The organism is Pantoea sp. SGAir0430 (assembly GCF_043549295.1).
Map to the genome: position 1 here is coordinate 2246014 of NZ_CP039427.1, position 22660 is coordinate 2268673.

A 22660-nucleotide genomic window follows, 5' to 3' on the forward strand; every position below is an offset into this window, starting at 1 on the left:
GTACAGGGAATCTACCTGCGTGGATTCTTTTGAGAGTAGGTCGATTACCATAACCGCAGAAAACCCGGCCTGCAAACGCCATAAGGCGGCACGGCGCTGTCAGTGGCAAAAAAGGCACTGACGCGTGATTATCGCCCGGGAGGAATAAACTAATGCGATGGCATAAGGACAGAGGAAAATGCTGGTTTGCAGATTATTTACAGCGTGTTGTAAGAAATATGATTTTCATATTGCCAGCGTGTTTAGCCCACAATTTTTTCCGTTACCGCGTTTCTGGCGTGATTAACTCTTAAATCCCTCTTCCACATCACAATCTGCTAAGCAACAAGCTTTATCTTGTTTTTCCACCTGACGAATAAGCCTTACTAAAAACATATAATTCAGCAACTTAAAATTATCCGCCTTTTTTAAAAGATTTTTTAAAGTGGCATAACGCGCTAAGCCACCGTTAATTAATGGCAATGCTCTGCGATGACCGATAATCCCAGCACATCGCCCTTTTCCGGCCAGAGAAATACCCTTTCACTTAGGGTTGACATCGCCAGGCGAATCCAGTACCAATATGTGCAGCACTCATTTTACGAGGTTTGATTCATGTCACGTTCTTTTCGTCTACTCGGTCTACTACTTAACGCATCCAGTTTGCGCGGTAGACTCGTGGGCGAAATCAACAACTGATTCGAACCTGCTGAAAGTTAAAAAACCCGCGCCACTGCGCGGGTTTTTTTATGCTCGTAGCACCGGCGAAGTCAATGCAAAAGGAAGATGATCATGAGCCAGCAAGTAATAATTTTCGATACCACTCTGCGCGACGGCGAACAGGCATTACAGGCCAGCCTGAGTGTTAAAGAAAAACTGCAGATCGCCCTGGCGCTGGAAAGGATGGGCGTGGATGTAATGGAAGTCGGTTTTCCGGTCTCTTCGCCGGGTGATTTCGAATCCGTGCAGACCATTGCCCGGACCATTAAAAACAGCCGCGTGTGTGGTCTGGCGCGCTGTGTCGAGAAAGATATCGACGCAGCTTACGAATCGCTGCGCGTGGCCGACGCCTTCCGTATTCACACCTTTATCGCCACTTCGCCGATGCACATCGCCACTAAACTGCGCAGCACGCTGCCGGATGTGATTGAACGCGCGGTGCACATGATTAAGCGGGCGCGCAACTATACCGATGACGTTGAGTTCTCCTGCGAAGACGGTGGTCGTACGCCGATTGACGACCTGTGCCGCATGGTAGAAGCCGCGATCAACGCCGGCGCCACCACCATCAATATTCCGGACACCGTGGGCTATACCCTGCCGGGCGAGTACGCCAACATTATTGGTCAGCTGGTGCAGCGCGTACCCAACATCGACAAAGCGATTCTGTCGGTGCACACCCATGACGATCTGGGCATGGCGACCGGTAACGCCATTGCGGCGGTACTGGCCGGTGCGCGTCAGGTCGAAGGCACGCTGAACGGCCTGGGCGAGCGCGCCGGTAACTGTGCGCTGGAAGAGGTGATCATGGCGATTAAAACCCGTCAGCAGATCATGAACGTGCACACCAACATCAATCATCAGGAAATCTACCGCACCAGCCAGATTGTCAGCCAGATCTGCAACATGCCGATTCCGGCCAACAAAGCGGTGGTCGGTTCTAACGCCTTCGCCCACTCTTCCGGCATTCATCAGGATGGCGTGCTGAAGAACCGCGAAAACTACGAAATCCTGACGCCAGAGTCGATTGGCCTGCACAAAATTCAGTTGAACCTGACCTCCCGCTCCGGCCGTGCCGCCGTGAAGCACCGTATGGAAGAGATGGGTTACAAAGAGTCCGATTACAACCTGGATACGCTGTACGACGCCTTCCTCAAGCTGGCGGACAAAAAAGGCCAGGTGTTCGATTACGACCTGGAAGCGCTGGCCTTCATTAATAAGCAGAATGAAGAGCCGGAGTACTTCCAGCTGAACGAATTCAACGTGCAGACCGGCTCCAGCGTCACCGCGACGGCGTCAGTACAGCTGGGCTGCGGCGAAGAGGCCAAAGCCGACGCCGCCACCGGTAACGGTCCGGTTGATGCCGTCTACCAGGCTATTAACCGTATCACCGGCTTCGATGCTGAGCTGGTGAACTACAAGCTGACCGCGAAAGGCCACGGCGAAAACGCGCTGGGTCAGGTCGATATCGTGGTCAACTACAACGGGCGTAAATTCCACGGCGTGGGCCTGGCGACCGATATCGTCGAATCCTCGGCGAAAGCGATGGTGAATGCCCTGAACAACATCTGGCGGGCAAAGCAGGTCGAAAAAGAATTGCAGCGTAAATTTAAAGATCAGAAGGAAACGGTGTAACTATGACTCAGTCTTATCATATTGCGGTAATGCCAGGCGACGGAATCGGTCCGGAAGTGATGGCGCAGGCCATGAAAGTTCTCGACGCGATTCGCGCGCGCTTCGATATGCGCATCACCACCAGCGAATATGATGTCGGCGGTATCGCCATCGATCGTCACGGTGAACCTTTACCCGCCGCCACCGTGGCCGGTGCTGAGCAGGCTGATGCCATTCTGTTCGGCTCGGTCGGCGGTCCAAAATGGGAACACCTGCCGCCAGCTGGCCAGCCTGAGCGCGGTGCGCTGCTGCCGCTGCGTAAACACTTCAAACTGTTCAGCAACCTGCGCCCGGCGGCGCTGTATAAAGGTCTGGAAGCATTTTGCCCGCTGCGCAGCGACATCGCCGCCCGCGGCTTCGATATCCTGTGCGTGCGTGAGCTGACCGGCGGCATCTATTTCGGCCAGCCGAAAGGCCGCGAAGGCAGCGGCGCGCATGAACGCGCTTTTGATACCGAGGTCTATCACCGTTTTGAAATCGAGCGTATTGCCCGCAACGCCTTCGAAGCTGCGCGCAAGCGTCGTAACAAAGTGACTTCCGTTGATAAAGCCAACGTGCTGGCGACCTCAGTGATGTGGCGTGAAATCGTCAACGAAGTGGCAAAAGATTATCCGGATGTGCAGCTGAGCCATATGTACATCGACAACGCCACCATGCAGCTGATTAAGGATCCGTCGCAGTTTGACGTTTTACTCTGCTCGAATCTGTTTGGTGACATTCTGTCGGACGAGTGCGCGATGATCACCGGCTCGATGGGCATGCTGCCTTCGGCCAGTCTGAATGAAGAGGGCTTCGGCCTGTTCGAACCGGCGGGCGGTTCCGCACCGGATATCGCCGGCCAGAACATCGCCAACCCGATTGCGCAGATTCTGTCGCTGGCGATGCTGCTGCGTTTCAGCCTGAACGCTGATGCCGCTGCGGATAGCATTGAGCGCGCGGTAAGCCGTGCGCTGGAAGCGGGCCATCGCACCCGTGATTTGGCCGGTGACGGCCCTGCCGTGAGCACCGATGAAATGGGCAGCATCATTGCCGGTTACATCAGCGAGGAAAAATAACAAAATGAAAAGCTTATACCAGAAGTTATTTGATGCACATGTCGTTCACGAAGCGCCAGACGAAACGCCGTTACTGTATATCGATCGTCACCTGATTCACGAAGTCACCTCGCCGCAGGCGTTTGACGGTCTGCGTGCGCACGGCCGTAAAGTGCGCCAGCCGTCGAAGACCTTTGCCACCATGGACCACAACGTTTCCACCCAGACCAAAGACATCAACGCCTCGGGTGAAATGGCGCGTATCCAGATGCAGGAGCTGATGAAGAACTGTGCTGAGTTCGGCATTCAGCTGTATGACCTGAACCACCCGTTCCAGGGCATTGTGCACGTGATCGGTCCTGAGCAGGGCATGACGCTGCCGGGCATGACCATCGTTTGCGGCGACTCGCACACCGCAACGCACGGCGCCTTCGGTTCCCTGGCGTTCGGTATCGGCACCTCCGAAGTGGAGCACGTGTTCGCCACCCAGACCCTGAAACAGGGCCGGGCGAAAACCATGAAGATTGAAGTGCTGGGCGAAGCTGCGCCGGGCATCACCGCCAAAGACATCGTACTGGCGATCATCGGTAAAACCGGCAGCGCCGGCGGCACCGGTCACGTGGTTGAATTCTGTGGCCCGGCGATTGAAGCGCTGAGCATGGAAGGCCGCATGACGCTGTGCAACATGGCGATTGAGATGGGCGCCAAAGCGGGACTGGTGGCACCGGATGACACCACGTTTGCCTATCTGAAAGACAAGCAGTTTGCGCCGAAGGGCGAGCAGTGGGAACAGGCGGTGGCTTACTGGCGCACCCTGAAGTCCGACAGCGACGCGCAGTTTGACGCCGTCGTGACGCTGAATGCTGCCGATATCGCGCCGCAGGTCACCTGGGGCACCAATCCGGGCCAGGTGATGGCCGTGGATCAGGCCATCCCGAATCCGGCCTCGTTTGCCGATCCGGTTGAACGCGCTTCCGCCGAGAAGGCGCTGGCCTATATGGATCTGCAGCCGGGCATCAAACTGACTGAGGTAGCGATCGATAAAGTGTTTATCGGTTCCTGCACCAACTCACGTATCGAAGATCTGCGCGCGGCTGCCGCGATCGCCAAAGGCCGCAAAGTCGCGCCGGGCGTGGTTGCGATGGTGGTGCCGGGTTCCGGTCCGGTGAAAGCGCAGGCTGAAGCCGAAGGCCTGGACAAAATCTTCCTCGAAGCCGGTTTTGAATGGCGTCTGCCGGGCTGTTCGATGTGCCTGGCGATGAACAACGATCGCCTGAATCCGGGCGAGCGCTGTGCCTCAACCAGTAACCGTAACTTTGAAGGTCGCCAGGGTCGCGGCGGTCGCACCCATCTGGTGAGCCCGGCGATGGCTGCTGCGGCGGCGGTAACCGGTCGTTTTGCCGACATTCGTGAATTGACTCAGGGAGCTTAAGCCATGGCGAACAAATTTACCCAACACACCGGGATTGTGGCCCCACTGGATGCCGCAAACGTCGACACCGATGCCATCATCCCGAAGCAGTTTTTGCAGAAAGTGACGCGCACCGGCTTTGGCGCGCACCTGTTCCACGACTGGCGTTTTGATGATGATGCCGGCACCCAGCCGACCGCCAGCTTCGTGCTGAATAAGCCGGAGTTCAAAGGCACCAGCATCCTGCTGGCGCGCGAGAACTTTGGCTGCGGCTCCTCGCGTGAACACGCGCCGTGGGCGCTGACCGACTTCGGTTTTCACGTGGTGATTGCGCCGAGTTTCGCCGACATTTTCTACGGTAACAGCTTTAACAACCAGCTGCTGCCGGTGAAGCTGAGCGAAGAGCAGGTCGATGAAATGTTCAAACTGGTGGCCGCGCAGCCGGGTATCCGCTTCACCGTGGATCTCGAAGCGCAGACCGTCACCGCCGGCGACAAGGTTTATAGTTTTGAAATCGACAGCTTCCGCCGTCACTGCATGATCAACGGCCTCGACAGCATTGGCCTGACGCTGCAGCATGAAGCGTCCATCGCCAGCTACGAATCCAGCCAGCCAGCGTTTCTGCGTTAAGGTTTACCCGGTGCGCAGCAAGGCGCACCCTACAGCAAACGCGTCAGTAATTAGGTCGCTATTTATAGCGACCAAAGATGCTTAAATGCACAATGCCCTGTAGGGTCGCCATTTATGGCGACCAAAAATGTGCAAAACATGCCCGAAACGCGCAATGCCCTGCAAGGTCGCCATTGATGGCGACCTTCAATCTCCACACCGCCCTCACTGCGCATCGCGTACCCGCGCCGCCAGCACCAGCGCCACCACCGCCATCACTAACGCCAGCCAGTACACCGACTCATGACCAAAGCGCTCACTCAGTATCCCCTGAATCAGGCCGGCGATAATCAACCCGGTTGAAATCGATGTGGTGAACATGGTGGTCGCCGCACCGGCACGGCCCGGCATCAAATCCTGAAACCACAGCATACCTATGCCGGCGATGATGCCGATAAACGCGGCATTAAACAGCTGCAGCACCATCAGCGCGGTTTGAGAACGGAATAGCACCAGCCCGAGATAAAATACAATCGCCGCCACCAGCGCCAGCAGCATCAGCTTGCGCTTGCCGTAGCGCTTCGCGTAATGGCCGGCCAGCAGCATGATCGGGATCTCCAGCCCGGCAGCGGTGCCCATCAGCAGCCCTGCCAGCTTCTCCGGCAGGCCAAGGGTTGCGCTGATATACAGCGGCATATCAATGATATACATGGTATTACACGCCCACATCACCACCGAGGCGATAAACAGCAGCCGCACCTGGCTGTCTTTCCACGGGCTGAGCTGCATCAGCACCTGCTCCGGCGTGGCGGCGATGCGCGGCACCGAGGGCAGCGTGCGCCAGATCAGCAGCATACTCAGCAGAAAAATCACCGCCGCCACGCAGAACAGCGTGACGAAGCCGTAGTTGAGCGCCAGCGCGAACGACAGCGGCGGCCCAATCACCCACGCCAGCGACAGCTGCGCGCGCATCACCGAACTGAACATCACTACTTCACGCGCCGACTGATCGGCATATTCACGCGCCAGCGCGAAGATCTGCGGAATCGCCACGCTGGCCAGCGCCGACAGCAGCACGCCGAGGGTGATGAGCGTCAGATAGTGACGGTTAAAGGCAAACAGTAGCGCGTTGGCCACCGCCATCAGGCAGCAAAACAGGATCAGATGACGGCGATCGCCACGGTTATCCGAACGCTTCGCCATCAGCAGGCTGATCACGATCCCGGCGACGGCGTTGATGGTAAAGAACAGGCCGACCCAGAACGGCCGCACCTGCACCTCGCGCGTCAAAAACAGGCTGAGCGTTGGCGCCTGTAACGCCCCCGCCACGCCGACCATAAACGACACCGCCATAAAGGAGAGGTAAACCGGATTCAGGCGGCGCGGCCGCGGTAACAGCGATTTCATGCAGAAATCCCTTTGAGGAAAAAGACCGGGAAAAAACAGCGTAGAAGATTCCACAGCAAAACGAAAAAAGCCAGCAGAGAAAAACTCCGCTGGCGGTGAAATTGCACCCTACTCAGAAAAGGTTCCACGTCGGCGGAACCGCTGGCAGAGCGCCATTCATTGCTGAATGCCTCCCGCTCTTCCATTGCCCGCCAGTATGCCTCTAATATGGGGCAGGAAAAACTGAGCGAAGTCGAGAAGGAGTTCCCCTTTTATGTCCTCTGCGCGTCTGCAACAGCAATTCATTCGCCTGTGGCAACACTGTCAGGGCCAGGATCAGGAAACCACGCTGAGCGAGCTGGCTGAACTGCTGCACTGCTCACGCCGCCACATGCGTAACCTGCTGAACGCCATGCAGGCGGCGGGCTGGCTGATCTGGCAGGCTGAAGCCGGTCGCGGTAAACGCTCGCTGCTGAGCTTCTGCTATACCGGACTGGCGCTACAGCAGCAGCGCGCCGAAGACCTGCTGGAGCAGGATCGCATCGACCAGTTGGTGCAGCTGGTGGGCGATAAAAACCAGGTGCGGCAGATGATTGCCGCGCACCTTGGCCGCAGCTTTCGCCAGGGCAAGCATATTCTGCGCGTGCTCTACTACCGGCCCCTGCCTAACCTGCTGCCCGGCTCGCCGCTGCGCCGTTCAGAAACCCATCTGGCGCGACAGATATTCAGCGGCCTGACGCGTATAAATGAGGAAAAGGGGGAAATCGCCGCCGACATTGCCCATCACTGGCAGCAAACCTCTCCGCTGCACTGGCGCTTCTTCCTGCGGCCGGCAATCCGCTTTCATCATGGTCGCGAGCTGGAGATGGAGGATGTCATCGCCTCGCTGGAACGGGTGCGCAGCCAGCCGCTGTTTTCGCATATCGACCAACTGCACTCGCCGGCGCCGTGGACGCTGGATATCCATCTCAGCCAGCCGGACTGCTGGCTGCCGTGGCTGCTGGCCAGCGTCAGCGCCATGATTCTGCCGCGTGAGTGGCCGACGCTGCGCCACTTCGCCCGTCAGCCCATTGGCACCGGTCCGTACAGCGTGGTGCGCAATCAGCAAACCCAGCTGAAAATCGCCGCGTTTGATGACTACTTCGGCTACCGCGCGCTGATTGATGATGTCTCGATCTGGGTGCTGCCGGAGATCAGCGATGAGCTGGTCTACGCCGGTGTAAAACTGGAAGGCGAAAACGACGACGAAAAATCGGAAGAGAGTCGTCTCGAAGAGGGCTGCTATTTTCTGCTGTTCGATCAGCGCTCTGAACGCGGGCGCGATGCCGGTTTCCGCCGCTGGGTGAGCGATCTGCTTAACCCTATCGCGCTGCTCAATCATGCCGGCGTCGGCTATCAGCGCTACTGGTTCCCGGCTTATGGTCTGCTGCCGCGCTGGCACCATCGGCGCGATATCACCCCAGCCCACAAGCCCGACGGCGTGACCCAGCTGACGCTCAGCTGGTACAGCCACCACGTCGAACACGAGGGCATCGCCAATGCGCTACGGCCGCTGCTGGCGCAGCAGGGCGTCGAGCTGATTACCCGCGAAGTGAGCTACGAAAGCTGGTTCGACGGCGCGGGCGAGAGTGACATCTGGCTGGGCAGCGTCAACTTTACCCTGCCGCTCGACTACGCCCTGTTCGCTCAGCTCTACGAGCTACCGCTGATGCATCACTGTATCCCGCTGGACTGGCAGGCCGACGCCGCGCGCTGGCGTGAGAAAGCGCTGCCGCTGGCGGAGTGGAGCAAACAGCTGGTAAACAGCGACTATCTGCATCCGCTGTTTCATCACTGGCTGCTGCTGGAGGGCCAGCGCAGCATGCGTGGCGTGCGGCTGAACACGCTCGGCTGGTTTGACTTCAAGTCCGCCTGGTTCGCCCCGCCGGAGCTGTAAAAAGGGCAGCATGAGACAACACGACCGGCAGGTGAACCTTTCGCGTTGTCATGTAAATGTCTAGAATATGTCGTTCTCAACGGGGTGCCGGTTAACTGGCTGAGAGAGACCCGTCGAACCTGATCCGGCTCGTACCGGCGTAGGGATTTGAGATGCTCCGCCCTCAGATCCTTTGCGACGCAACCTTACCTTCCCCTTAAGGAACGCAAAGTGTTAAATAAAGTTCTGCCCCTGTTGCTGCTGATCGCTGCGCCGGCTCTGGCGGCCAAACCCGTCCTCACCGTGTATACCTACGACTCGTTCGCCGCCGACTGGGGCCCCGGTCCTGCAGTGAAAAAAGCCTTTGAGGCCCGGTGCGGCTGTGAGCTGAACTATGTGGCGCTGGAAGATGGCGTATCGCTGCTTAATCGCCTGCGCATGGAAGGAAAGAACAGCAAGGCCGACGTGGTGCTGGGGCTGGACAACAACCTGATTCAGGCGGCGGAAAAAACCGGCCTGTTCAGCAAAAGCACGGTGGATACTCGTGCACTACAGCTGCCGGACGGCTGGCACAGTGACACTTTTATCCCGTTTGATTACGGCTACTTTGCGTTCGTTTACGACAAAAACAAGCTGAAGAATCCGCCGCACAGCCTGAAGGAGCTGGTCGAAAGCCCGGAAAAATGGCGGGTGATTTATGAAGATCCGCGCACCAGCACGCCGGGGCTCGGTCTGCTGCTGTGGATGCAGAAAGTGTACGGCGATGATGCGCCGGCGGCCTGGCAGAAGCTGGCCAGCAAAACCGTGACCGTCACCAAAGGCTGGAGCGAAGCTTATGGTCTGTTCCTCAAAGGCGAAAGCGATCTGGTGCTGAGCTACACCACCTCGCCGGCTTACCACATTATTGAAGAGAAAAAGGATAACTACGCCGCCGCGCCGTTCAGCGAAGGCCACTATCTGCAGGTAGAAGTGGGCGCGCAACTCGCCAGCAGCAAACAGCCGCAGCTGGCGCAGCAATTCATGCAGTTTATGGTGTCGCCAGCGTTTCAGAGCACCATTCCTACCGGCAACTGGATGTATCCGGTGATCAAAAGCGATTTACCCGCCGGTTATCAGGCGTTACCGGTGCCCGCGAATGCGCTGCAATACACCCCGACAGAGGTGGCTGACCATCGCGCGGCGTGGATTAGTGCGTGGCAGCGCGCCGTCAGCCGCTGATGCCCGGCTGGCTGCTGCCCGGAGCGCTTAGCGCACTGCTATTGTGTGCGGTCGCGCTGCTGGCGCTCGGTGCCCTGCTGCTCGCCGCGCCGGCCACCGACTGGCGCGCGCTGCTCAGCGATAGCTATCTGCACCATGTGCTGGCGTTCTCCTTTGAACAGGCGCTGCTGTCAGCGCTGCTCTCGGTGCTGCCAGCCATTCTGCTGGCCCGCGCGCTCTATCGCCGCCGTTTTACCGGCCGCACCCTGCTGTTGCGCCTGTGCGCCATGACGCTGGTGCTGCCGGTGCTGGTCGCCGTATTCGGTCTGCTGAGCGTCTATGGGCGCAGCGGCTGGCTGGCGCAGCTGTGTGCCACAGTCGGTATCGACTATCACTTCTCGCCCTATGGCCTGCAGGGCATTTTGCTGGCGCACGTGTTTTTCAATCTGCCGCTGGCGACGCGCATGCTGCTGCAGGCGCTGGAGAGCATTCCTGGCGAGCAGCGCCAGCTGGCGGCTCAGCTCGGTCTGCGCGGCTGGTCGCTGTTTCGCCTGCTGGAGTGGCCGTGGCTGCGCCGTCCGCTGCTGCCAACGGCAGCGCTGATCTTTATGCTGTGCTTCGCCAGTTTTGCCACCGTGCTGGCACTGGGCGGCGGTCCGCAGGCCACCACGCTGGAGCTGGCCATTTATCAGGCGCTTAGCTTTGATTACGATCCCGGCCGCGCCGCGCTGCTGGCACTGTTGCAGCTCGGCTGCTGTCTGCTGCTGGTGCTGCTTAGCCAGCGCTTCAGTAAAGCGATTCCGGCCGGTAGCCAGACGGTGCGCGGCTGGCGCGATCCGCAGGATTCCTGGCGCGCACGCGTCGCGGATACGCTGCTGATTACGCTGGCGCTGCTGTTACTGCTGCCACCGCTGGCGGCGGTGCTGGTCGACGGCTTACGCGGCGGCATTGCCGGCGCGCTGCAACAGCCCGCGCTGTGGCAGGCCACGTGGACGTCGCTGCGTATCGCACTCGGTGCCGGTGTGCTGTGCGTGCTGCTGACCATGATGCTGCTGTGGAGCAGTCGCGAACTGCGCCAGCGTCAGCAGCGCTTCGCCGCGCAGGCCATGGAACTCAGCGGGATGCTGATTCTGGCGATGCCGGGCATCGTGCTGGCGAGTGGGTTCTTCCTGCTGTTCAACGCCACCGTTGGCCTGCCGCAGCGTGCCGATGCGCTGGTGATCTTTACCAACGCGCTGATCGCCATCCCCTACGCCATGAAAGTGCTGGAAAATCCGATGCGCGATCTCAGCGCGCGCTACGCTCAGCTGTGCGCCTCGCTGGGCATCAGTGGGTTTACTCGCCTGCGGCTGATTGAACTGCGGGCGCTGAAACGTCCGCTGGCACAGGCGCTGGCCTTTGCCTGCGTGCTATCGATTGGGGATTTCGGCGTGGTGGCGCTGTTCGGCAGCGCCGATTTCCGCACCCTGCCGTTTTATCTGTTCCAGCAGATTGGCGCCTATCGCGGTGCCGATGGCGCGGTGACCGCGCTGCTACTGCTGCTGTTATGCCTGCTGCTGTTTACGCTGATGGAAAAATTACCGGGTCGCCATGCTGACACTGAATAACCTTACTTATCTCTACCAGCATCTGCCGATGCGCTTCAGCTTTAGCGCACAGGCTGGTGAACGTCTCGCCATTCTCGGCCCGAGCGGCGCGGGCAAAAGTACCCTGCTGAGCCTGCTCGGCGGCTTTCTGCCGGTGAGTCAGGGCAGCCTGCTGATCGATGGCGTCGACCACACCCGCAGCGTGCCTTCCGCGCGACCGGTATCGATGCTGTTTCATGAGAACAATCTGTTTCCGCACCTGACGGTGCAGCAAAATCTGGGGCTGGGCCTGCATCCCGGCCTGAAGCTGACGCGCCAACAGCAGCAGCAGGTACAGCAGATTGCGGAGCAAACCGGGCTGGAATCGATGCTGACGCGTCTGCCCGGCCAGCTCTCCGGCGGTCAGCGCCAGCGCGTGGCGCTGGCGCGCTGCCTGCTGCGTAATCAGCCGGTACTGCTGCTGGATGAACCGTTTTCGGCACTCGATCCGGCGCTGCGCAGCGAGATGCTGCAGCTGGTGCGCGCGGTATGCGAGGCACGCACTATCACGCTGCTGATGGTGTCGCACAGTCTGGAAGATGCGCAGCAGATTGCGTCACGCAGCCTGGTGATTGTTGACGGTCGGGTGTACTGGGATGGCAGCACCGCCAGCCTGCTGCGCGGCGAGAGCCCGGCGGCCGCCATCCTTGGCGTCCAGCCGTGTTAAGCGAAGAACACTTTCCACAGTAGCTGCAGGAAAATCGGCATCATCGGGTGGAACAACAGCGCAATAAAGGCACCCGCGCCGATGAGCGCCATCAGCGGTGCCAGCCAGCGCAGCCGCGCCTGCGGCAGATAAGGCGTAGCCCAGTCGACGCTTTTGCCGCTGCGCCACCAGCGCCACAGCAGCCAGCCGCCGATCCACAGCAGCAGCGCCACCGCCAGCAGCAGCCATTTGAAGCTGTCGCCCTGCGCCGCCTGCGGCACGTCGATCGCCACGCCCGCCAGAATGCCCGGCATCAGGTAGGCCGGCGGCCACAGGATGCAGCCGATAATGTTCGGCGGCAGGAATTTACGCACCGGCAGCTCCAGCATGCCGGCCGCCAGCGGAATCAGTGGACGCGTCGGTCCGACAAAGCGCCCCACGAGGATGGTAAACATGCTGTGCTGATGCAGCGCGTGCTCGGTTTTATCCAGCAGCCCTTTGTATTTTTGCAGGTATTTCCAGCGGTGCAGCGGTCCCTGGAATTTCCAGCCAATGCCGTACGACACCCAGTCGCCAATCAGACAGCCGGCCAGCCCGGCGGCCCACGCCGGATAGAGCCCGATTTGTCCGCTGCCCACCAGCGCGCCGAGGCTGGCCATCAGGACCGTTCCCGGCAGCAGCAGGCCGACAAACGCCAGCGACTCAAGAAAGGTCACCAGCGCCACGGCAATCAGCGCGTACTCCAGCGATTGCGTAAACAGGTGTTGGATCCAGGCTTCCATAACTATCCTCTGCGGAATATAGAGGCTGGATTGTCCTGAGACAGCCCCACAGCGTCAAGCAATTCCCCGCGCTGCCGCACGCCCGCGCCGCGCGGACGACGGCACCACCGGCAGTACACTGTATAAACATCCATGATATACTGAAATGAATTCATTCTCCGGAGTTAACGTGACCGAACCGCGCGCAGGATTTTTGCTGACTCGCCACTGGCGGGATACCCCGACCGGCAGCGAAGTAGTGCTGTGGCTGGCCACCGACCAGGGCCCGCAGCGCCTGGTGCTGCCTGCGCAGGAGTCAGTGGCGTTTATTCCCCGGGAGTTCCAGGCGCAAACCGAAGCGCTGATTCGCGACGAGCGCCATACGCGCCTGCAACCACTGGATCTGAAAGATTTCCGGCGCCGACCGGTGCTGGGACTCTATTGCCGCAGCCACCGACAGCTGCAAAGCATCGAAAAACGCCTGCGTGAAAACGGCATTGCGGTGTATGAAGCAGATATCCGCCCGCCGGAACGCTACCTGATGGAGCGCTTTATCACGGCACCGGTGTGGTTCAGCGGCGAGCCGCGCGGCGACAGCCTCGTCAACGCGCGCCTCAAGCCGCATCCCGATTACCGTCCGCAGCTGAAATGGGTGTCGCTCGACATCGAAACCACCGAGCACGGCGAGCTGTACTGCATCGGGCTGGAGGGCTGCGGCCAGCGCCAGGTGTATATGCTCGGCCCGCCGAACGGTGATGCCAGCCAGCTGGATTTTGAGCTGATTTACCTCGACAGCCGGCCACAGCTGCTGGAGCAGCTTAACGCCTGGTTCGCCCGTCACGATCCCGATGTCATCATCGGCTGGAACGTGGTGCAGTTCGACCTGCGCGTGCTGCAAAAACATGCCGACCGCTACGGTATTCCGCTGCGTCTTGGCCGTCAGCAGCAGCCGCTGGAGTGGCGCGAGCACGGCTTTAAGCCCGGCGTGTTCTTCGCTCAGGCCAGCGGCCGGCTGGTGATTGACGGTATCGAGGCGCTGAAATCGGCGTTCTGGGACTTCGCCTCATTCAGCCTGGAAGCGGTGTCGCGCGAGCTGCTGGGCGAAGGCAAAGCCATCAACAATCCGTGGCAGCGCATGGAAGAGATCAACTGGCGCTTTGCCCACGACAAACCGGCGCTGGCCACCTACAACCTGAAGGATTGCGAGCTGGTTACGCGTATTTTCCAGCACACCGCCATCATGCCGTTTTTGCTGGAGCGCGCCACCGTCAATGGCCTGGCAGTGGATCGCCACGGCGGATCGGTGGCGGCGTTCAGCCACCTGTATATTCCGCGAATGCACCGCGCCGGCTTTGTCGCGCCCAATCTCGGCGAAGTGGCACCGGAAGCCAGCCCTGGCGGCTACGTGATGGATTCGCGCCCCGGACTGTATGATTCGGTGCTGGTGCTGGATTATAAAAGCCTCTATCCGTCGATCATCCGCACCTTTCTGATCGATCCGGTCGGGCTGGTCGAAGGCCTGGCGCATCCGGATGACGCCGATTCGGTTCCCGGTTTTCGCCACGCGCGCTTTTCGCGCCGCACCCACTGTTTACCGGCGATTGTCGGGCAGATCTGGCAGGGGCGCGAGGCCGCCAAACGTGACGGCAACCAGCCGCTGTCGCAGGCGCTGAAGATCATCATGAACGCTTTTTATGGCGTACTTGGCACCAGCGCCTGTCGCTTTTTCGATCCGCGCCTCGCCTCGTCGATCACCCTGCGCGGTCACGCCATCATGCAGCAAACGCGTGAGCTGATTGAAGCCGAAGGTTTTGACGTGATTTACGGTGACACCGATTCTACTTTTGTCTGGCTGAAAAGCGCCCACAGCGAAGCCGATGCCGCCGCGATCGGCCAGCGGCTGGCCGGGCACGTGAATCGCTGGTGGCAACAGCATCTGCAGCAGACTTACGGTCTCGACAGCGCGCTGGAGCTGGAGTACGAAACCCATTTCAGCCGCTTCCTGATGCCAACCATTCGCGGCGCCGAACAGGGCAGTAAAAAGCGCTACGCCGGACTGATTCGCCGCGACGGTGACGAGCGGCTGGTGTTTAAGGGGCTGGAATCGGTGCGCACCGACTGGACGCCGCTGGCGCAGCAGTTCCAGCAGACGCTGTATGGCCGCATCTTCCGCGGTGAACCCTGGCAGGATTACATTCGCGACACCGTAGCACAGCTGCTGGCCGGCGAACTGGACGAGCTGCTGGTGTATAAAAAGCGCCTGCGCCGGCCGCTGAAAGATTACGAACGCAACGTGCCGCCCCACGTGCGTGCCGCGCGCCTCGCCGATGAACATAACCGTAAACTGCAGCGTCCGCTGCAGTATCAGAACGGCGGATCGATCCGCTACGTCATGGCCACCGCCGGGCCGGAGCCGCTGGAAGCGCGCAGCACGCCGCTGGATTACGATCACTACGTCAGCAAGCAGCTGCAGCCGATCGCCGAAGGGATTTTACCGTTTGTCGGTGATGACTTTGCTACACTGATCACCGGGCAACTGGGGCTTTTTTGACAGGTGACGAATGCCCTGCCATCCAGTACCATAGCGCCCTTCCTGATTCTCACCGCGTGCACCAGCTGACCAGATAACTGTCTGGCGGTGGGGTATTGTCTGAGAGCAGGCGAACGTCTTTCTATCTTTTAGAGAATCGAGCAAAAAATATATGGTTTTTACACTGGGTCAACGCTGGATTAGTGATACGGAAAGTGAGCTGGGACTGGGGACAGTCGTGGCGCTGGATACGCGCATGGTCACACTGATGTTTCCCGCCACCGGCGAAAACCGCCTCTATGCCCGTAATGATTCTCCGGTCACCCGCGTGATTTTTAATCCGGGTGATACCGTCACCAGCCACGAAGGCTGGCAGATGCAGGTTGATGAAGTCCGCAACGAAAACGATTTAGTGACTTACATCGGCACGCGTCTTGATACCGACGAAAGCAACGTGGTGCTGCGCGAAGTGATGCTCGACAGCAAACTGGTGTTCAGCAAGCCACAGGATCGCCTGTTTGCCGGCCAGCTGGATCGCATGGATCGCTTCGCCCTGCGCTTCCGCGCACGCAAATACCAGAGCGAACAGTATCGCCTGCCGATTAGCGGCCTGCGCGGTATGCGCACCAACCTGATTCCGCACCAGCTGCACATCGCACATGACGTCGGTCGCCGTCATGCGCCGCGCGTGCTGCTGGCCGATGAAGTCGGCCTCGGTAAAACCATTGAAGCCGGGATGATTATCCAGCAGCAGCTGCTGGCCGGACGCGCCGAGCGCGTGCTGATCGTGGTGCCGGAAACCCTGCAGCACCAGTGGCTGGTGGAAATGCTGCGCCGCTTCAACCTGCGCTTTGCCCTGTTCGACGACGATCGCTACACCGAAGCGCAGCACGACAGCGACAATCCGTTTGATACCGAGCAGCTGATTATCTGCTCGCTGGATTTTGTCCGCCGCAACAAACAGCGGCTGGAGCTGCTGGCCGAAGCTGACTGGGATCTGCTGGTGGTCGACGAAGCGCACCATCTGGCGTGGAGCGAAGCCGCGCCGAGCCGCGAATATCAGGTTATCGAACAGCTGGCGGAAAAGACCGCCGGCGTGCTGCTGCTGACCGCGACGCCGGAACAGCTCGGCATGGAGAGCCACTTTGCCCGTCTGCGTCTGCTGGACCCGAATCGTTTCCACGATTTCGCGCAGTTCGTGGCCGAGCAGCAGCACTACCGCCCGGTGGCTGACGCCGTCAGTACGCTGCTGGCCGATCACGCCATCAGCAAAGACGAGATGAACCTGATCAACGATCTGGTCGGCGAGCAGGACATCGAGCCGCTGCTGCAGGTGGCGAACAGCGAGCGCGACGGCAAAGACGACGCGCGTAAAGAGCTGATTTCGATGCTGATGGATCGCCACGGCACCAGCCGCGTGCTGTTCCGTAACACGCGTAACGGCGTGAAGGGCTTCCCGAAACGCGAACTGCATCAGATTCGCCTGCCGCTGCCAGCGCAGTATCAGACGGCGATTAAAGTCTCCGGCATCATGGCGGCGCGCAAAACGGCGGAAGAGCGCGCGCGCGACATGCTGTATCCCGAGCAGATTTATCAGGAATTTGAAGGCGACAGCGGCACCTGGTGGAACTTCGACCCGCGCGTTGAGTGGCTGATGGGCTACCTCACCAGCAACCGTAAAGAGAAAGTGCTGGTGATTTGCGCCAAAGCGGCCACTGCGCTGCAGCTGGAGCAGGTGCTGCGCGAGCGCGAAGGCATCCGCGCCGCGGTGTTCCATGAAGGGCTATCGATTATCGAACGCGACCGCGCGGCCGCCTTCTTCGCTTCGCAGGAAGATGGCGCCCAGGTGCTGCTGTGTTCGGAGATCGGCTCGGAAGGGCGTAACTTCCAGTTCGCCAGCCGGCTGGTGATGTTCGATTTACCGTTTAACCCGGATCTGCTCGAGCAGCGTATCGGCCGTCTCGATCGTATCGGCCAGCTGCATGACATCCAGATTCTGGTGCCGTGGCTGGAGAAAACCGCCCAGGCGGTGCTGCTGCGCTGGTACCACGAAGGGCTGGACGCGTTTGAGCACACCTGTCCGACCGGCCGCACCATCTACGACAGCGCCTACCCGCAGCTGATTGAGTATCTGGCCGCGCCGGACAACCCGCAGGGGCTGGACGACTTTATCGCCCAGAGCCGCAAACAGCATGACACCCTGAAGGCGCAGCTGGAGCAGGGGCGCGACCGTCTGCTGGAGCTGAACTCGAACGGCGGCGAAGCGGCACAGGCGCTGGCCGATGCCATCGGCGAGCAGGATAACGACACCGAGCTGGTGAACTTTGCGCTCAACCTGTTTGATATCGTCGGGATCAACCAGGAAGATCGCAGCGATAACCTGATCGTCCTGACGCCGTCTGACCACATGCTGGTGCCGGATTTCCCCGGTCTGCCGGAAGATGGCTGCACCGTAACCTTTAACCGTAACCAGGCGCTGTCACGCGAAGATACCCAGTTCATTACCTGGGAACATCCGCTGATTCGCAACGGCCTCGACCTTATTCTCTCCGGCGATACCGGCAGCTGTGCGCTGTCGCTGCTGAAGAACAAGGCGCTGCCGGTAGGCACGCTGCTGGTAGAGATGATCTATGTGGTCGAAGCACAGGCGCCGAAGCACCTGCAACTTACCCGCTTCTTGCCGCCCACGCCGGTCCGCCTGCTGATGGATCGCGCCGGAAATAACCTCGCCGGCAAGGTGGAGTTCGAAAGCTTTAACCGTCAGCTCAACGCAGTCAATCGCCATACCGGCAGCAAGCTGGTGAACGCGGTGCAGCAGGATGTGCATCACATCCTGACGCAGGCGGAAAAAGTCATCGTGCCGGAAGCGCAGGCGCTGATTGCGGCGGCCAAAGCTGAAGCCGATGAGAAACTGAGCGCCGAGCTGTCGCGCCTCGAAGCGCTGAAAGCGGTCAACCCCAACATCCGTGATGATGAGGTTGATGCGCTGGAGAGCAACCGCGAGCAGGTGCTGGCCAGCCTCGGCGAGGCCGGCTGGCGGCTGGATGCGCTGCGTCTGATCGTTGTGACACATCAATAATCGCTGAGGCCGCGCTGAATCATGCTGATGGAACCCTACAATCCGCCGCTCGACCCCTGGCTGCATATTCTGTATCAGGACGAGCACATCATGGTGGTTAACAAGCCGAGCGGTTTGCTGTCGGTGCCCGGCCGCCTTGAGGAGCACAAGGACAGCGTGATGACGCGCATCCAGCGTGACTTTCCGCAGGCGGAGTCGGTGCACCGACTCGATATGGCCACCAGCGGTGTGATTGTGGTGGCGCTGACCAAGGCGGCCGAGCGCGAGCTGAAGCGGCAGTTTCGCGAGCGCGAGCCCGCGAAGCAGTACGTGGCGCGCGTCTGGGGACATCCGGCAGCGGAACAGGGCATGATCGATCTGCCGCTGATTTGCGACTGGCCTAACCGGCCGAAGCAGATGGTGAGTGTGGAGCTGGGTAAGCCGGCGCAGACGGAGTATCAGGTGCTGGCGTATGACGCCGATAACAGCGCGCGGGTGCAGCTGAAGCCGATCACCGGCCGTTCCCACCAGCTGCGCGTGCATCTGCTGGCGCTGGGGCATCCGATTCTCGGCGATCGCTTCTATGCCCATCCCGAAGCGTTAGCCATGGCGCCACGCCTGCAGCTGCACGCCGAATCGCTGACCATTACCCATCCGGCGTTTGGCAACAGCATGACGTTTCGCCAGCCGGCCGATTTTTAAGGGGCCGCCGCCCCTTATTTAAAGCCCTTCTCTTTGCGAATCAGGTCGTACGCGGCCTGAATCTCCTGCGCTTTCTGCTTCGCCATCTCCATCATCTCCGGCGGCAGACCTTTCGCCACCAGCTTATCCGGATGGTGCTCGGCCATCAGCTTGCGGTAGGCGCGCTTGATGGTGGTGCTGTCGTCGCTGCTTTTCACCCCCAGCACGCTGCAGGCATCTTCCAGCGTCGGGCCACGTTTCGCCTGCTGATAAGCGCCGCCGCCATACGACGAACCGCCACCAAACTGCTGACCGCCCTCCATCATGCGCAGAAACTGATCGAACTGCGCGCGGGAAATCCCCAGCTCTTCCGCGATGACGTACAGCACCTGACGCTCGTTGGGATGCAGCGAACCATCAGCAAACGCCGCCTGGATTTGAATTTCCAGAAACATCCGAATCAGGTCGAAACGGCCAAAGCAGGCGCTGCGCAGCTCGCGCAGCTTGTTACGTAACGGATATTCGCTCTGCTTACCTTCACGGAACGCACGCTGCGCCGCAGTACGCGCCTCGCCATGCAGCTGCATACGATCCATAAATAAAGAAGCAATCTGGATATCCGCTTCGGTGACGCGCCCTTTTGACTTGGTCAGATGGCCCATCACCTGGAACGTGGTGCTGAAGAACAGCGTCTGACGCGCCTGATTATTGGCGAAGTAGCCCTGTCCTTTTACGCTGCGCACTTTGTCAAACAGATGACCAATGATCAGACCCAGTACGATGCCCCAAAAGCCTGCTCCGGAAAGTAAGCCGAGAGCCAGACCAATAACTTTTCCCCAGTAGCGCATAAACTCCTCAATTCGCCATGCTTGCGGCTGAAAATTGCATTATCATACCTGTCATTTATCTCCGCGCCTAACGGCAACGCAGGCAGAGCAGGATTAACACTGGCGCAACGCCGGGCGGTACGTTAGTCTCTGTCCGGATTGTCGGCATGATGCCAGTTTTCATGGAATTATCGAAACCGCGTATGAAAAAACGTATACCTACCCTGCTGGCTACCATGATTGGTGCAGCGCTTTATAGTCAGCATGCACTGGCCGACGATCTGATGTCGCAGTGTATGCTGGGCGTGCCGAGCTACAACCGTCCGCTGGTCAGTGGCGACGCGAATTCGCTGCCGGTAACCATCAACTCTGACTCAGCAAAAGGGAACTATCCGAACGACGCGGTGTTCACCGGTAATGTTGATGTGCAGCAGGGGAACAGCCGTCTGGTTGCCGACGAGATGCAGTTGCATCAGCGTCAGCAGGACGGACAAACGACGCCGGTGCGTACCGTCGATGCGCTGGGTAATGTGCACTATGACGACAACCAGGTCATCCTGAAAGGTCCGAAAGCCTGGTCCAATCTGAACACCAAAGACACCAACGTGTGGAACGGTAATTATCAGATGGTCGGCCGTCAGGGTCGCGGTGATGCTGACCAGATGAAACTGCGCGGTAATAACCGCTATACCATTCTGGAAAATGGCAGCTTTACCTCCTGTCTGCCGGGTTCCAATAGCTGGAGCGTGGTCGGTTCGGAAGTGATTCAGGACCGTGAAGAAGAAGTGGCGGAGATCTGGAATGCGCGCTTCAAGCTCGGCAACGTGCCGGTGTTTTACAGCCCGTATTTGCAGTTGCCGATTGGCGACCGCCGCCGCTCCGGCTTCCTGATCCCCAACGCGAAATACGGCAGCAACAACGGCTTCGAATTCATGCTGCCGTACTACTGGAACATCGCGCCTCAGGCCGATGCCACTATTACGCCGCACTACATGAGCAAGCGCGGTCTGCAGTTGCAGAACGAGTTCCGCTACCTGACGCAGTTTGGTGCCGGCCTGTTAGAGCTGGACTATCTGCCGTCTGACAATCAGTACAACAAAGATAAAGCCGCGCGACCGTCGGTGCAGAACGACAGCAACGACGACCGCTGGCTGTTCTACTGGCGTCACTCCGGCGTCTACGATCAGCACTGGCGCTTCAACGCCGACTACACCAAAGTCAGCGATCCTTATTACTTCAACGATCTTGATTCGAAGTACTACAGCTCGACTGACGGCTACGCCACGCAGAAATTCAGCGTAGGCTACGCTGACACCAACTGGGATGCGACGCTGTCCAGCAAAGACTTCCAGGTGTTTGGTAATACCAGCAGCCAGAACGTGTACCGGGCGATGCCGCAGCTGGATGTCAATCTGTACCAGAACGATATCGGGCCGTTTGACGGTCGCATCTATGCGCAGGCCGTGAAGTTCACTAACGTCAGTAACCGAATGCCGGAAGCGACGCGTTTGCACATCGAGCCAACGCTCAACCTGCCGCTGTCCAACGGCTGGGCCAGCCTGGATACCGAGGCAAAGCTGCTGGCGACGCATTACCAGCAGGATAACGTTAATTACTACAACGAAAATATCGATACCACCCGCACCAATCAGCTGAAAGAGTCGGTCAACCGCACCCTGCCACAGTTCAAGGTAGATGGTCGCCTGGTATTTGACCGCAATATGGACTGGGCCGAAGGCTACACCCAGACGCTGGAACCGCGCGTGCAGTACCTGTATATCCCGTACCGCAACCAGAGCAACATCTATCCGTACGACTCCACGCTGCTGCAGACCGACTACACCGGCCTGTTCCGCGATCGCACCTACAGCGGCCTCGATCGTATCGCTTCGTCTAACGAAGTGGCGACCGGCGTGACCACGCGTATTTATGATAACGATCTGGTTGAACGTTTTAACGTTTCCGTGGGTCAAATCTACTCGTTTACCCCGTCTCGTACCGGCGTAAACCAGACGAATAAAGAAGATGATACCGGTAGCCTGGTGTGGGCGGGTGATACTTACTGGAAAGTCAGCGATCGCTGGGGCGTACGCGGTGGCCTGCAATACGATACGCGGCTGGACAACGTTTCCCAGGGCAATGCCATTGTGGAATATCGTCGTGATGCCGACCGTATGGTGCAGCTGAGCTACCGCTACAGCAGCCCGGAGTATGTGGCGCAGGCGTTGAATAACCCCAGCTATGTCACTAACCCGATCTACAAAAACGGTATCTCGCAGGTGGGCGCCACGGCCAGCTGGCCGATTGCCGATGCCTGGTCGCTGGTGGGGGGTTACTACTATGACACCCGTAACAGCCGTCCGGCCGAGCAGCTAGTCGGTCTGCAGTACAGCTCCTGCTGCTACGCCATTCGTCTGGGTTACGAACGCAAGATCAACGGTTGGGAAAACAACGACAGCAAGTATGACAACCAAATCTCATTCAACATTGAGCTGCGTGGTCTGAGTTCTAACTATGGCTTAGGCACCAATGAAATGCTGCGTCAGGGCATCATCCCTTATCAGCGCGCTTTCTGATGTTGTGATATTTGACAGGCTATCCCGCAGT

The 22660-nt window shown here is 59.3% G+C and carries 17 protein-coding genes and 1 riboswitch; of the genes, 13 read left to right on the plus strand and 4 right to left on the minus strand.

Going from position 1 to position 22660, the window contains the following annotated elements; all coding sequences use genetic code 11:
* Window positions 1–282: 282 nt before the first annotated feature.
* On the minus strand, window positions 283–462 hold the full coding sequence (locus E7738_RS10840) for a hypothetical protein (RefSeq protein WP_132466716.1): 180 nt from the start codon (window positions 460–462) through the stop codon (window positions 283–285).
* Window positions 463–594: 132 nt separating this feature from the next.
* On the opposite strand from E7738_RS10840, the gene leuL reads away from it, so the two are divergent.
* The 5 genes from leuL (at window position 595) to leuD (ending at window position 5448) form a co-directional block, all read left to right on the plus strand.
* Window positions 595–678 carry a leu operon leader peptide gene (gene leuL, locus E7738_RS10845; RefSeq protein WP_125308910.1) on the plus strand — a complete coding sequence of 28 codons (84 nt, stop codon included), beginning with the start codon at window positions 595–597 and terminating at the stop codon, window positions 676–678.
* A gap of 93 nt (window positions 679–771) precedes the next feature.
* Window positions 772–2334: a 2-isopropylmalate synthase gene (leuA, locus tag E7738_RS10850; protein ID WP_058759632.1), complete on the plus strand. Its 1563-nt coding sequence runs from the start codon at window positions 772–774 to the stop codon at window positions 2332–2334.
* 2 nt (window positions 2335–2336) lie between these two features.
* Window positions 2337–3428 carry a 3-isopropylmalate dehydrogenase gene (gene leuB, locus E7738_RS10855; RefSeq protein WP_058759633.1) on the plus strand — a complete coding sequence of 364 codons (1092 nt, stop codon included), beginning with the start codon at window positions 2337–2339 and terminating at the stop codon, window positions 3426–3428.
* A gap of 4 nt (window positions 3429–3432) precedes the next feature.
* The gene (gene leuC / locus E7738_RS10860; protein WP_058759634.1) at window positions 3433–4839 is read left to right on the plus strand and encodes a 3-isopropylmalate dehydratase large subunit; all 1407 of its coding nucleotides are present in this window, start codon (window positions 3433–3435) and stop codon (window positions 4837–4839) included.
* A 3-nt stretch (window positions 4840–4842) separates the two neighbouring features.
* On the plus strand, window positions 4843–5448 hold the full coding sequence (gene leuD / locus E7738_RS10865; protein WP_058759635.1) for a 3-isopropylmalate dehydratase small subunit: 606 nt from the start codon (window positions 4843–4845) through the stop codon (window positions 5446–5448).
* 204 nt (window positions 5449–5652) lie between these two features.
* On the opposite strand, the gene E7738_RS10870 is transcribed toward leuD, so the two are convergent.
* Entirely contained in the window at window positions 5653–6834 is a 1182-nt protein-coding gene (locus E7738_RS10870; RefSeq protein WP_132466720.1) for an MFS transporter, read from the minus strand.
* A gap of 253 nt (window positions 6835–7087) precedes the next feature.
* Between E7738_RS10870 and sgrR the strand changes: the two genes are divergently transcribed.
* The 4 genes from sgrR to thiQ all read left to right on the plus strand — a co-directional run bounded on the left by sgrR (window position 7088) and on the right by thiQ (window position 12217).
* Window positions 7088–8749: an HTH-type transcriptional regulator SgrR gene (gene sgrR, locus E7738_RS10875; protein WP_058770626.1), complete on the plus strand. Its 1662-nt coding sequence runs from the start codon at window positions 7088–7090 to the stop codon at window positions 8747–8749.
* A 70-nt stretch (window positions 8750–8819) separates the two neighbouring features.
* Window positions 8820–8913, plus strand: a riboswitch (TPP riboswitch).
* Between the two features lie 46 nt (window positions 8914–8959).
* Entirely contained in the window at window positions 8960–9946 is a 987-nt protein-coding gene (gene thiB / locus E7738_RS10880; protein ID WP_058770627.1) for a thiamine ABC transporter substrate binding subunit, read from the plus strand.
* On the plus strand, window positions 9922–11532 hold the full coding sequence (gene thiP / locus E7738_RS10885) for a thiamine/thiamine pyrophosphate ABC transporter permease ThiP (RefSeq protein ID WP_072209696.1): 1611 nt from the start codon (window positions 9922–9924) through the stop codon (window positions 11530–11532). Before thiB ends, thiP begins: the two co-directional genes overlap by 25 nt.
* A complete protein-coding gene (thiQ, locus tag E7738_RS10890) occupies window positions 11516–12217 on the plus strand; it encodes a thiamine ABC transporter ATP-binding protein ThiQ (RefSeq protein ID WP_394515620.1) in 702 nt (233 codons plus the stop codon). The genes thiP and thiQ overlap by 17 nt, the downstream gene beginning before the upstream one ends.
* Here the strand turns inward: thiQ and E7738_RS10895 are convergent.
* Window positions 12214–12978 (minus strand): DedA family protein, encoded by a 765-nt coding sequence (locus tag E7738_RS10895; RefSeq protein ID WP_264249465.1) that lies wholly within the window; start codon window positions 12976–12978, stop codon window positions 12214–12216. The genes thiQ and E7738_RS10895 overlap by 4 nt on opposite strands.
* Window positions 12979–13147: 169 nt before the next feature.
* Here E7738_RS10895 and polB point away from each other — a divergent pair, with 169 nt between their 5' ends.
* The 3 genes from polB to rluA all read left to right on the plus strand — a co-directional run bounded on the left by polB (window position 13148) and on the right by rluA (window position 19247).
* Window positions 13148–15508: a DNA polymerase II gene (gene polB / locus E7738_RS10900; RefSeq protein WP_394515621.1), complete on the plus strand. Its 2361-nt coding sequence runs from the start codon at window positions 13148–13150 to the stop codon at window positions 15506–15508.
* A 151-nt stretch (window positions 15509–15659) separates the two neighbouring features.
* Complete coding sequence (gene rapA, locus E7738_RS10905; protein ID WP_394515622.1) at window positions 15660–18566, plus strand: RNA polymerase-associated protein RapA; 2907 nt, start codon at window positions 15660–15662, stop codon at window positions 18564–18566.
* A 21-nt stretch (window positions 18567–18587) separates the two neighbouring features.
* A complete protein-coding gene (gene rluA / locus E7738_RS10910) occupies window positions 18588–19247 on the plus strand; it encodes a bifunctional tRNA pseudouridine(32) synthase/23S rRNA pseudouridine(746) synthase RluA (protein ID WP_021507583.1) in 660 nt (219 codons plus the stop codon).
* Between the two features lie 14 nt (window positions 19248–19261).
* Here the strand turns inward: rluA and djlA are convergent, their stop codons facing one another.
* The gene (djlA, locus tag E7738_RS10915) at window positions 19262–20074 is read right to left on the minus strand and encodes a co-chaperone DjlA (protein ID WP_021312869.1); all 813 of its coding nucleotides are present in this window, start codon (window positions 20072–20074) and stop codon (window positions 19262–19264) included.
* A 182-nt stretch (window positions 20075–20256) separates the two neighbouring features.
* On the opposite strand from djlA, the gene lptD reads away from it, so the two are divergent.
* Window positions 20257–22629, plus strand: a complete 2373-nt coding sequence (gene lptD, locus E7738_RS10920; RefSeq protein WP_230857095.1) for an LPS assembly protein LptD — start codon at window positions 20257–20259, stop codon at window positions 22627–22629.
* The last annotated feature ends 31 nt before the right edge of the window (window positions 22630–22660 follow it).